The following is a 12,811-nucleotide window of genomic DNA, read 5'->3' as shown; positions in this document are numbered from 1 at the left end:
TACCTTAAGAGTACTCCATCACTCATTCATGGACTTTTGAGCAAATCTCACTCAAAACCCTGTTACCATGAATAGATATCACTCGGCTATTATTTTAATAAGAAGAATTCCTTGGCAAGAAGTAGCCTGTAAGACCAAAGAAAATAGGTGGTCATATTGGTGTTTTGTTTTTGTTATTGCAATAATTTCTTCGGCAACCACCTCAATAGCCTCATATGCTCAAGTCACAACTTCCACCGGCGCTGACATGGTCGTATACAATGCACACATCACTACTCAGAATCCAGCCCAACCTTCTGCTTCAGCATTAGCTGTCAAAGGAGGAAGGATTTATGCAGTAGGTACAAATGACGAAATTCTTGAGCTAAAAGGTACTGAAACCAAACTGATTGATGCTCGTGGAAACCGCCTTATCCCAGGCTTAAATGATGCTCATATTCATTTTCACAAGGCCGGACTTAGGTATAATTACGCCGTGCGTTGGGACGGAGTTCCCAACCTCAAACTAGCCTTGCAAATTTTAAGTGACCAGGCCAAACGAACCCCTGAGGGCCATTGGGTCAAAGTAGTAGGTGGTTGGTCTCCTTATCAGTTTGAGGAAAATCGGTTACCCACAATGGAGGAGCTCAACGAGGCTGTACCAAATAGACCGTTCATTGTTCAATACTCCTATAATGTTGCATTCCTCAATGAGAAGGCGCTAGAAATCATAGGCGTGGATAAAGAAGACTTTTGGCTTCCTCCTTTTACCCGATTTGAAAGAGACAAAGAAGGAAGATTGACAGGATTGCTTTATGGAGATCCCGGTTCCATCATGTTCTGGGTTATTGAGACCATCGTCCCACAACCTACTCCCGAAGAGCAAGAGAACTCATTACTGCAACTTACCAAAGAGTTTAACCGCTTGGGGTTGACCTCTGTCATCGATGCAGGAGGAGTGAGCTATCCCCAGGAATATGGAATTATGAAGAAGGTGATTACCGAAGACAAATTGAACTTAAGGTACTCATTCACCGATATTGGGGATGGATATACAGAAATGGGAGAAATTGAAGAAGAAATTCACAGCATTACCAAACTCGACCCCATTAGCCCAGGACAAAATCTTCATCCCTACCTTGAACACGGATATGAATACGAGGGTGTCGGGGAGGCCATTCGAGTAGAGATGCTTGATTACGAAAACTTTGATAGGCCCCCTCATATCCTTGACCCGGAACTCATTAAAGAAGTTATTAGCCAGGATGTAAGTGAATTGGTGAAACGAAGAATTCCATTCAGAATTCATGTTACTTACGATGAAAACCTAACGGTAATGTTAGATGCTCTTGAAGCGCTGAATAAAGAACTACCCTTTGATGGCCTGCGCTGGGGAATTGAGCACGCTGAAATGATTTCAACCAATAATATAGCGCGTATTCAAAAACTGGGAGCTGGAATTACTTTGCAAAACAAAATGGCATGGCATGGGGATGGCTTTATCAAAACCTACGGGAGAGAAAAAGCATTGCAAACCCCACCGTTTAGAAAACTGATAGAAAGTGAGATTCCTTTAACACTCGGTACAGATGGATTGAGAGTATCCAGTTTTAACCCCTGGATCGCAATGTCATGGGCGGTAACAGGAAAAGCAGTTTCGGGTACGGTAGTGCTGGCCGAAGACAATAGATTGACCAGGGAAGAAGCGCTTAGACTTTATACTCTGGGAAGTGCCTGGTTTCAGTATGACGAGGACGAAAAAGGTAGAATTGCGCCCGGTCATTTGGCAGACTTTGTGCTGCTTGATAAGGATTATTTCAAAGTATCTGAGGATCAGATTAGTACCATTTCATCTGTCCTAACAATTCTTGGAGGAAGAGTAGTATATGGTGTTGGAGAGTTTGAAATGCTGGCCCCAATCATCCCGGAACCAATACCTGATTGGTCTCCGGTCAGATACTATCCAGGTTATTACATTAAAAATTAATGTTCACAATAAATGACATCTTTCTTAAGGTACCTTATAGGTATCCTGTAGTGCGATGGGGGAATATTGTGTCAAAAAAAACTATGGGTATGAATCGAATAGTAGCACTTGGTGGCAGCAATAGTAGAAACTCAATAAATAGACAGTTTGCTTACTGGGCAGCAAGCAAAACAGGAATAGACAATGTAGAGCTCATTGACTTAAATGAGTATGAAATGCCCATTTATAGTGCTGACCTGGAGAAAGAGCAAGGAATACCTGAATCGGTTCACGATTTAAGAGAAATGCTGGAGTCAGCCAGTGGTTTTGTGATCTCATTAGCGGAACATAATGGCAATTACACAGCAGTATTTAAGAATATTCTGGACTGGCTTTCCAGACTCGATCGTAACATCTGGGGCAACAAGCCTACCCTTTTGTTGGCTACCTCGCCAGGACCATCAGGAGGTAAAAGTGTACTGAAAATAGCAAAAGAGAGCTTCCCTTATCTGGGAGCCAGGGTAAGTGGAGTGTACTCATTACCAGCTTATCATAAGAATTTTAACCCCAAAGATGGAATTGTTGATCAGGGCCTTTTGGAGTCATTTGGTACTGAGATGAACAAATTCGATGAAGAACTCCATCGTATAAAAGAAGTAATGGAATGAACAGGAACATCATTCACCGAACCACGGGTAAAAGACATGGATTTATTAACCGAATGATAAGTCCTTCCGATGTTGGAGAAATAACCAAGCCCTTTGTCTTTCTTGATTTCATTGACGGGGTAGCCCCGGAGGGGGCTGGATTTGGATGGCATCCGCATTCAGGGATTGCGACCTTCACCTATCATATCGAGGGTGGGAGTCACATTGAAGAAAGCACAGGCCACAAGGTGAGCTTTGGGCCCAGGGATGTGGAGTACCTTCAGGCTGGCTCCGGTGCGTGGCATACAGGAAGTCCGGAAGTTGGGACTCGGATTAAAGGATTTCAACTGTGGATCTCCTTACCCCCAGAGTTGGAAGAAGAAGATTCGAAGAGCCTTTTTCTGAAAAAGGAAGACTTTGAAAATGATGAAAATGTCACAGTTCTCCTGGGTGAGTATAACGGAATGAAATCCAAAATTCCCCCTCCAAATGAGATGAATTATCTGGAGGTAGCTATCGCTCCACTGAAGGATTGGACATACACGCCACCAGCAAATCATGATGTTTTATGGGTTCAGGTATTTGAAGGAAAACTAATAGGTGATATCGAAGTGAAAGAAGGAGAATTAATAGTTTTCGAACAAGGCACCAGTCCAGTACGATTTGAAACCAACTCTGGAGTGAGTCTTATTCTAGGATCTGCTAAAAAATTTGAACACAATCTGATTCTTGGACGAAGTTCTGTACACACCTCGGAAACGGCACTTCGCAACAGCCTTGAAAAAATCAATTCGATCTATAGCGATCTAATTAGAGGCAAGAAGCTCTGAATCAATTTATCCAGCAAGAAAATATGACACTCAACAAGAAGTATAAACCTATTCTGATGAACCTCGCATTGGCCATTCCATTTAGTATGGTCATGTCTTTCATTGGCATGGTGATAAGCTCCGGCTTTTTCGAGGGTTGGATTATTGCATGGTTAACAAACCTGTTAATCATGATCCCTATTGCCTATTTGTGCGGACTCATCTTCGTGCCTATGTCACAACACATCATGTCTAAAATCAATTGGAAATGAATCTAAGAAATACGTTAATCATTGGACTCGTTCTAATAGCATGGACAGCAGTAGCTCAGGAAAAGAGAGAACCCCCAATTTTATTAGAACTAATTCTCGGTAACAACCGCTACGGTATGCAAACGATCATCAATCGTTCCTTACCAAAGAGTGAAAAGTTGTCCTTCTTTTCAGTCACTGCATTAGACACTAATTATGAAAATGATGTTGGTGCCATTGATATCATTAATACCTCTCAGGTAGCCTATGAGTTATACAAAGGAATCGGGATAACTGGGGGCTTAAATGCGAATAAAGTTACTGGACTCTCTCCTACACTTGGCATTCGATATGTGTATGCATCTCCAAAGTTGGTAATGGTCTTTACTCCGGATTACATCTTCACCAGCGATAGAAACATAGCAGTTTTCTCTTTGATTGAATATCATCCTGAGCTGAAAGAAGACCTAAGGCTATACAGTAGGGTGCAAGGACTTTATAACCACAATCTGAATTCTGATGCGCATCAGAGGAGCTATTTACAACTACGATTGGGGATAGGTATCAAGGATTACAACTTCGGTTTCGCGACCAACCTGGATTACTTTGGTCCAGAGAAGATTTTTGCAGAAAACTTCGGAATTTTCATTAGAACAAGTCTTTAGAAAATGGAACCCTTGCATATCAGTTATCAGAACATATCTGCGCTTACGATCAATGAAGGAATTCAAGTGAGGATACTTTTGAGAGCAGAAGATACCAATAATTCTTTTGCCATGTTTGAGGATTTAGTGGATCCGGGAGTGGGGCCAGGTCGTCACATTCATCATTTGCAAGATGAAACCTTCATAGTAATTGAGGGCTCTTTCGATTTGGAAACTGATGGTGCGATACATCACCTGAAACCAGGTGATGTGGCACTAGTACCAAAAGGTACTCCTCATACCTGGAAAAATGTAGGTCTGGAGAAAGCACGTATTCGATACTTTTTGAGCCCCGCCTTAAACATCGAGGACATGTTCAAAGAATTGCACGAGCTAAGAAAGGCAGGAGATATTAATACGGAAAAGTTAAAGGCATTGGGCAAGAAATACCCGAAACAACAAAGTGTAGGACCTCCCCTTTGACTAAAAATAGTTGTCTCCTTCAATTGGGTCTTCCTGAACCTTTTTTTGAGGTCAGGTAGAACTGACTCAATTAGAATGGAATGAATAAGAAAGACCTGGAATAGACTTGAAAGTAAACAATAGGAAATGGGTATATAGAGATTTTCCAGTTTTTCCGGAAAATTTCCTATCTACGTTTTCAAATCCAACAAAACCACACTCTCTACATGACTGGTATGGGGAAACTGATCAACAAGGCTGAATTTCTTCAATTCATATCCAGCTAAAGCCAATTGCTCTATATCTCTGGCCTGGGTGGCAGGGTTGCAGGAGACGTAGACCATGCGCTCGGCGTTGAGGCCGATGATCTTTTTCATGGTCTTTGGGGCTACGCCAGCACGGGAGGGATCGAGGATAAGGGTGCGTATCTTACCTTGATATTCGGGATGCTCGTATAGGAATTTGCCCACATCAGCAGCGTAAAATTTCACACCTTCAATGCCATTACGATCGGCATTTTCTTTGGCATTTTCAATGGCTGATTCCACGATATCTACCCCTACAATTTGTGCTTTTTCGCTTCGGGAAGCGAGGATCTGTCCGATGGTGCCGGTTCCGCAGAATAGGTCCAATACGATGTTGTTGTCAATCGTTTCTTTCTTCTCAAAGGCATACTCGATTACTTTCGAATAAAGCTTTTCTGCTGAGGCAGGATTAGTCTGGAAAAAGCTCTTCATACTGATCTCGAAATTCAGCCCGAGCAATTCCTCGACAATCTTGTCTTCGCCATAGATCAGTGAGATTTTTCCGGTCGTCGCGATGGTCCGATCACCGGTCTCGTCATTGGTCGTGTGTAGCAAGCCTGCTAATCGCTCCCCAAATTCAGCAACAAGAAAGTCTGTGAACTTTTGTAAGTCAAATTCAGCAAGCTTCTCTGAAGTAGTGACCAGATTGAATAAAACCTGATTGGTTTTTAGAGATTTTCGCACCACAAAGTACCGGAAAAAACCTTCTCTTTTTGGTCCATGCCATGGTGGGAGACCAGTCGACTCACAAAAGTCTTTGATCAGCTTGAGTTTGTCTTCTACTTCCTGATCAAATAAGCCAGAATCCTTTTTTAAGTCATCGCCACACCACCAGGTGCCTCTCTTTTTGAATCCCAGTGTGAATTCATCGACATCTGTTTTCTTTTCATGGTCATAGCCGATCGCTGAAAAGGCATATTCCATTTTGTTGCGATAATGGAAGGTGTTGGGTGAACTGATCAATTCATCAAATAGCGATTCAGGATCCTCAATTTTACCGATCCTGCGAAATAGCTCAAGCGTACTTTGCTTTTTATAGGCGTGCTGCTTTTCAATGGGTAGCTTGATGTACGGAGCGCCAGGAATTTCCTGATAGGGTATTTCTACTTCATCTTCAGAAGGCTTAACGACATCTACGAGTTTGCATTCTGCATAGGTCTTGCTGATTTTCTGAACCTGCGCTTTAACGAGTTGTCCCGGTAAGGTATTGGGGACGAAAATGACGAACTCCCCTTGCTCATTGCTCATCTTGCCAATGCCCTTACCTCCGAAAGCATAGTTTTGAATGAGAATCTCAATCGTTTCTCCGCGCTTGACAAATCTGTTCTGCTTTCTTCTAGACATAGCTTTTCAAATAGTGGCGCAAAATTAGCATTTTCATTACGAGAATAAATGACTAAGCTCAGCATGCGTATCTATCATTTCAAAAGAATGAGGGAAAGGCCGGAACGTTTTGTTGTATTAAGTAACTAAAGACCAATGAGAATTTTACTACTTGATACCGCCCTTCTTCAGAAGTTCCTTTTGAAATGGGGCGGATACTTGCTTTTCTTATTGACCGGTTGCGTTACTCCCTATGATTTTGACGTATTAGGAGAGGCTACCGCGCTGGTGGTAGATGCAACACTCACGAATGAAGAGAAGGCACATACTGTGAAATTGACCTTGGCTGAAAACCTGGACAGTGCGACGTTTCGGACGGTCAGTGGCGCTTCAGTGGCCTACCTTTCTTCAGATCAGCGGATTGCCCTGCGAGAGGCAGTTCCTGGAGTTTATGTAACAGATTCTTCTTTTAGTGGAATTCCTGGCAATAGTTATCAATTGGAGATCATTCTTGAAAATGGTCAGGAATACCTTTCTACTACTGAAACATTGCCCATCGCCGTACCCATTGATAGTATATATGCGAGATACCTTGTGATTCCCAACGACGATAATGCGAATGATTTGAATGGTGTGCAGATTTTTCTGGATGCACATGGAGAAGGGGCTGAACCCTTAAACTTTAGGTATGAATACCTTGAAAGTTATGCCATTGATGTTCCCTTTCCGTCTCAGTATTATTTTCAGGGATTTGGGAATTCATTTGAGGTGATCAAACGAGAAGCGCCACTGGAAAGGTGCTACCGAACTGCTCGTCAATCAACCACCATTATTGCAACAACCAAGAGTCTCAGCGCCAATAGAATTGCGGAACAACCGATTCGGTTCATTAGTGAATCACTACCAGAATTGGCCTATGCTTATCGCATCGGAGTACGTCAATACACCATCACTAATAAGGCTTTTGAGTTTTACAAGCGCCTAAGAGAAAATAATGAGGGTTCTGGCTCACTGTCAGATCGACAATTAGGTAGGCTAACTGGAAATATTTCAGGAAGTCCCGGAGCTGCTTTGGATGTGTTGGGTTACTTCGAAGTGGCCGGTGTATCGGAAGTTCGAATGTCGCTCAATGCTGAAGACTTTCTTAAAGATGGGATACAAACACCTGACTGGGTTTGCCCGATAGATTCGATCAGACGACCCTTAGGTTGCCCGCCGTTTGGTACATGTACACTCGACTGGGAATTTCCCATCAGGGTTCGTTACGAACAGGAAGTGGTGGACATCATAAGAGGTGATACTGTCAGGACAATTGAATCTTTCTTTGATTTTACTTCGCTGGATTCTTTGATCAACTTACCCTGTTGTAGGGACAATTGGCGGATTACAAATATTCCGGAGGATGAAGATTTTGCCTATTTCACACATCGTTTCTGTAGTGATTGTACCACTTATGGTGCCTTTGAACGTCCGGAAGTTTGGGAGGATATTCATTGAAGTTTACGATTTCAGCCTTATCTATCCCTGATAAAAAAATAGCCGCCCCAAAGTTGAGGCGGCTTTCAATTTTAAGATTGGCTACTTTACTCAACTTTGAAACGTTGCGTTTCTGAATTTCCGTCTGCGTCGATGGTTCTTAGGTAGTAAGTGCCAGGTGATAGGTTACCTACACCTAATTTTGCTCCGTTACCTTGTTTTTCTACGCTGATGCCCTCAACAGGTTGACCGGTTTCGGAGAATATGAATACTCGATATTTTTCCGATGATTGACCAAACTCCAGATTGAGCTCATTGCCAGAAACTGGATTAGGGAAGACTTTAATCTCTCCAATTCCCGAAGGAGATACGCTTCTGTCCAGGAATCCTCCGCCTGTACACTGCACCTGGTTAGTGACTGTAGCACCATTACATACCCCGCCTGTAATGGTGACACTTACCGTATAGGTGGTGAATGAATTGGTGTTGTTTAAGGTGATGGAAGTACCAGTGCCATTGACTGTAAATGGAACGGAGGGAGAAACTGACCAGGAGTATCCGGTAGCTCCGGAAGGTACGGGATTAAGTATGGCCGCAATCAAGGAACAGTCTGTTGCCTGCAGAAATAACAGATCTGAATTACAAGAAGGAGGCTGTTGCACAGTAAGGAACCTGGCAACTCCCCTTCCATTAGTAGCGCCAACAGAGATCACTGCGGTATTGCCAGAAATGGACCGATCGACAATGGCATTGGTGATGGTCGTTGAGCTTGTGTTAAAGATCAACTGATTGTTGATGTCTCCAATTCCAACGGTCCATCGTTGGGGCGTGCCGTTTAGGCCTGTTACCGTCGCGGTGAAGGGCAATCCCTCAATAACAGTACTGTTATTGACTCGCCCTGGACCACCAGTCACGTTAATGATTTGTGCGGTAGTAGTAAGCGACAATGCCAATACCACCAACATTGATAAGGAGAATTTTCTCATAGTCATGAATTTAGGTTTAATAATGAAATGTTTCGATCCCCTGATTGCTTAGTCACAGGAGATATTCGGATAACTGGCATTGGTATGATATTGTTAAATACCTCATACAATTAATTGTAAAAAAAAATTATGCTGTTCTTTTATAATGCTTATGGACCCTGACTTGGTATGGAGTTTTTAAAAGATTCGGTCATTGAGATCGTGTCGTGTTAGCGTACTTTAGTTGTTTTTACATTCATGTTTAATCTGGGCTCAGGTTTTTCCATAATTTTACTGATAAGCGTGACCTGAAAATTTAACATAGTCATTTTCGCAAGCACATTAGGGTAAGTGTTGATCAGATTGTATTCAGAGGTAACCTGCTTTATGAAGAAACTCGTCGGAATCGCGTTCGCGTTTTTTTGCTACTTAACCGCTACAGCAAATCACATTGTTGGGGGTGAGATAGAATTTATCTACCTCAGGGATGGACTGTACCGCATCAACGTGGTGCAATATTTTGATGTGGCCAATCCAGTCAACCCTGGTCCTGAACCCTCCGTATTTATCTCCATTTTTAGCAACCGTAATGATGAGTTGATCTCGACCCATCAACTGCTCCTGCAAGAAAATGTGACCGTACCTTACACCAATCCTGAGTGCGCTATTGGTGAACTGCAAACCTCGCGTGTCGTTTGGAGTGCCGATGTTGCGCTCAACCCCATTGAATACTCCCATTTCGAAGGGTACTATATTGCGTGGGAACGTTGTTGCCGAAACCTGAATGTGGTCAATATTGTGAATCCACTGGGCACAGGCATGAAATACGTCCTGGAAATTCCACCATTGTGGCAAAACGGTCGGCCTTATAGGAATTCCTCGCCGGTATTGTTTCAGCCACTGAGTGATTATGCCTGTATCAACCAATTGTATTATGTCGAGTTCACAGGTACTGATCCTGATGGAGATTCTCTGGTGTATTCACTGGCCACACCTTTGAATAGTTCTGCAGCGGTGGCGGTGCCTATTCCACAACCGAAACCACATCCCGAAGTGGTCTTTCGCGAGCCGTTTAGTGTAGAGAACACCATCCCAGGGGATCCTGCCTTAACAATTAGCAATAGAGGATTATTAACGGTCACTCCGAATCAGGAAGGACTGTATGTTTTTTCAGTCTTGGTGGAAGAATTTCGTCGAGGAAGAAAGATTGGAGAAGTCCAAAGAGATTTTCAGATGCTGGTGATCAGTGAAGGTTGTAACCCGCCCGATCCGCCGGTTGTTGCAGCATCAATTCCAGGAAGGCCTGATTTTAGAAGTGAAATAGATACGTTAAAGTACACGGTAGCAGAAGAGAAGTGCTTTGACTTTTTTGTAACGAATGTGACGGAAGGAGAAACCATCAGTTTGAGGGCAGAAGGGGTGAATTTTGATGGCGAATTATTGGATGTCTTTAGTGTCAATCAACAATTTGTAGGTACTGGAACCGATACCCTAAAGGTAGAAGTTTGCGTGTCAGATTGTCCACCTTTGGTGGGCCCGTTCATTGTGGATTTCATCGCTGGGGACGATGCTTGCCCGTTGCCCCAATTAGATACGCTCCGATTGACTATGCAGGTTGATGCTCCGGCCAATCAATTTCCGGTGATCACACCCGGTGATCAGCGCCTTCGATTGCCAGAAGATGACTTCTTTGCGCTGCCTTTTCAGGGGACAGATGCCGATGGAGATTTGATGTTCATCGACTTGTTTGTTCGCGGTATTGACGTACCCTCCATACCTGGATTTAGTGTGGAGACAATCAGTTCAGAGCCGGGTCGAATAGCAGGAGAGTTTCGATGGGATACGGACTGTCTGGTTCGGGATTTTAGTCTCCAGCAAGATTTCGATGTGGGGATCATTGTAGATGACCTGGATACTTGTATGGCTCCTAATCCGGATACGTTATGGATTCCTTCGACAGTCATTCTTCCTCCGAATACCACACCTAATGTATTAGCAGGAGGTCCTTTTGCTTCGACTCAGGAGATTACGATCAGGCCCGAGGGTATCCTCAATTTTGAAGTAAATTCTACCGATGATGACGGGGACGTGATCAACCTAAGAATGGTGTCGGATAATTTTAACCCGCAGGAATTGGGCATTAGTTTTCAAGATACGGACGGTGTTGGATTTGCAGCTTCGGATTTCTCCTGGAACCTGGATTGTGCGTTTGAGACCGAGGCACAATCGGAATTCAAATTCTATTTTGTGTCGGATGATGTAGACAAATGTCAGGTGGTCAATTTCGACACCCTGGAACTTACAGTCAATTTGGATTTTGGGAATGATCAACCAATGATTGATCGGTTTTCCGATTTTCAGTTATTTACTGATGAGCCTTTTGCACTTGAGATTGGAGGAGTAGATGCCAATGACGATGATCTACTGACCATTGATTACTTTCCGGGAGCAAGACGACCCAATTCTCCATCACTTGGCTTCTTGCGAAGTTCGGGAAGAGGTTCGGTTACATCGGAGCTTACCTGGACCCCAGAATGCGCTTTGCTGGATGGGGAGGATCGAGCCTTTTACGATTTGTCATTCATTGTTTTTGATGATGCATGTCCGTCAAACAAATTTGATTCGATGACCCTCACCTTTGAAATCATCAATCCAATGGGTGCGGACGAATTTATCCCGCCGAATGTCTTTACGCCAAACGGAGATGGGGTCAATGATGTGTTTACACTTACAGGATTAGAGCCTTTGTCCGCAAACCTGCCTCCCAATAACTGCGACGATCGATTCTTGTACCTCGCTGTGGTGAATCGTGCCGGAAAAGAAGTCTATCGGGCAGAGACCAGAGAATTTCAATGGGACGGAGGGGACGCACCTTCCGGAACGTACTACTACGTTGCTCAGTACGTGAATTCTCAATACAAAGGATTCATTCAGTTACTGCGGTAGTATGCGATCCTGTTAAGCATTTAATCTTCAAGAGGTGCTACCCATGGATTAAGGGTTTTGTCATCAAAGGCGGCTTTCTTTTTTAAAAAATGGCCATAGAGCTGATTGGAAATCAGAAAATGCTTACCTGTCTTGGAAGTAGATTCCTTCGTGTTTTTATGGTTATAGATAGGTTGATTTGAATAATCACGTTCATCCTCCGTGATACGCACGTCTATCACATCCAGTCGGACCGTAGATGTTTGATGGCATTGTTCACATTGTTGGATGTTCACCTTTACATATGAAGTGGGCATAATTTCACGATAGTATTGCCAATTGAGCAGGTTCGGGATCTTTTCCGGATTGACCTCCAGAAAGTCATTTTTGTTCTTGTAAATGACAGCATTCGGATCTTGGGAGATGGTCGTGCCTTGTTCTGATTGCATCAGTGGATATTCAAAGCCATCATCATCGATCCAGTTACCACAGTTTTCGCAAAAGACTTTACCGGAAAGTGAACCAGTGACGGACAAAGGACATAGTAGGAGCATGACGACCGCTTCTCCGATCCAGATCGCCCCATGCAAGGTCGCATTGAGTCCTTCTTCATTATAGGTGAACCTACCTGTATTTGCCAGATCTGCTACCTGTTGGTACGCCATTCCCGGATTACTAAACAAGGCTATAAAAGATGGACCATTGATGGAACCATCGCCAATCAAATCGAGAAATACGATCCAATTCACATGCCAGCAAATGATAGCGAAGAAAACGGCAGTCCAGCGGAGTGCCGATGGATTGCGGCATTTGGTTGCAATAGCGAGCTTGCCCAGGGTCAATGCCCACATTGAAAAGTAAAGAAAGCACAAGATCATGCATAGGATTTGATTGGAGATGTACCAGGTAAGTGCAGCGTAAGCGATGGAGATCGCCAGGGTTCCGGAAAAGCCAAGGAGCAGGGCTGCTGGCCAGAATTTTCCGGGCTTGTTAGAGAATTGGTAGGTGGTTATCATATGTAGGCGGTTCTTCGAATGCTGATTGTCAATGGTCGAAACC

General features: G+C 43.5%; 11 protein-coding genes. 8 read left to right on the top strand and 3 right to left on the bottom strand.

Annotated features, from left to right (window positions below; all coding sequences use genetic code 11):
- Positions 1-67: 67 nt before the first annotated feature.
- From R8G66_21960 to R8G66_21935, 6 genes are all read left to right on the top strand, one after another.
- Complete coding sequence (locus R8G66_21960; GenBank protein ID MDW3195054.1) at positions 68-1,966, top strand: amidohydrolase; 1,899 nt, start codon at positions 68-70, stop codon at positions 1,964-1,966.
- Positions 1,967-2,055: 89 nt separating this feature from the next.
- On the top strand, positions 2,056-2,613 hold the full coding sequence (locus R8G66_21955) for an NAD(P)H-dependent oxidoreductase (protein ID MDW3195053.1): 558 nt from the start codon (positions 2,056-2,058) through the stop codon (positions 2,611-2,613).
- Positions 2,610-3,422 carry a pirin family protein gene (locus tag R8G66_21950; protein MDW3195052.1) on the top strand — a complete coding sequence of 271 codons (813 nt, stop codon included), beginning with the start codon at positions 2,610-2,612 and terminating at the stop codon, positions 3,420-3,422. Before R8G66_21955 ends, R8G66_21950 begins: the two co-directional genes overlap by 4 nt.
- Positions 3,423-3,478: 56 nt before the next feature.
- Entirely contained in the window at positions 3,479-3,673 is a 195-nt protein-coding gene (locus tag R8G66_21945) for a DUF2798 domain-containing protein (protein MDW3195051.1), read from the top strand.
- Complete coding sequence (locus tag R8G66_21940; GenBank protein MDW3195050.1) at positions 3,670-4,317, top strand: hypothetical protein; 648 nt, start codon at positions 3,670-3,672, stop codon at positions 4,315-4,317. Before R8G66_21945 ends, R8G66_21940 begins: the two co-directional genes overlap by 4 nt.
- A 3-nt stretch (positions 4,318-4,320) precedes the next feature.
- Positions 4,321-4,779 (top strand): cupin domain-containing protein, encoded by a 459-nt coding sequence (locus R8G66_21935; GenBank protein MDW3195049.1) that lies wholly within the window; start codon positions 4,321-4,323, stop codon positions 4,777-4,779.
- A 170-nt stretch (positions 4,780-4,949) separates the two neighbouring features.
- On the opposite strand, the gene rlmD is transcribed toward R8G66_21935, so the two are convergent.
- Positions 4,950-6,407: a 23S rRNA (uracil(1939)-C(5))-methyltransferase RlmD gene (gene rlmD, locus R8G66_21930; GenBank protein ID MDW3195048.1), complete on the bottom strand. Its 1,458-nt coding sequence runs from the start codon at positions 6,405-6,407 to the stop codon at positions 4,950-4,952.
- A gap of 135 nt (positions 6,408-6,542) precedes the next feature.
- On the opposite strand from rlmD, the gene R8G66_21925 reads away from it, so the two are divergent.
- Complete coding sequence (locus R8G66_21925; GenBank protein ID MDW3195047.1) at positions 6,543-7,883, top strand: DUF4249 domain-containing protein; 1,341 nt, start codon at positions 6,543-6,545, stop codon at positions 7,881-7,883.
- A gap of 86 nt (positions 7,884-7,969) precedes the next feature.
- On the opposite strand, the gene R8G66_21920 is transcribed toward R8G66_21925, so the two are convergent.
- Entirely contained in the window at positions 7,970-8,848 is an 879-nt protein-coding gene (locus tag R8G66_21920; protein MDW3195046.1) for a T9SS type A sorting domain-containing protein, read from the bottom strand.
- Between the two features lie 366 nt (positions 8,849-9,214).
- Here R8G66_21920 and R8G66_21915 point away from each other — a divergent pair, with 366 nt between their 5' ends.
- Positions 9,215-11,773 carry a gliding motility-associated C-terminal domain-containing protein gene (locus tag R8G66_21915; GenBank protein ID MDW3195045.1) on the top strand — a complete coding sequence of 853 codons (2,559 nt, stop codon included), beginning with the start codon at positions 9,215-9,217 and terminating at the stop codon, positions 11,771-11,773.
- 20 nt (positions 11,774-11,793) lie between these two features.
- On the opposite strand, the gene R8G66_21910 is transcribed toward R8G66_21915, so the two are convergent.
- Positions 11,794-12,768, bottom strand: coding sequence for a hypothetical protein (locus tag R8G66_21910; GenBank protein ID MDW3195044.1), 975 nt, complete (start codon positions 12,766-12,768; stop codon positions 11,794-11,796).
- Between the last annotated feature and the right edge of the window lie 43 nt (positions 12,769-12,811).

The organism is Cytophagales bacterium (assembly GCA_033344775.1).
Lineage (GTDB): Bacteria > Bacteroidota > Bacteroidia > Cytophagales > Cyclobacteriaceae > JAWPMT01.
The sequence above is the reverse complement of the archived record's forward strand: the minus strand, read 5'-3'. Positions and strand labels throughout refer to the sequence as shown.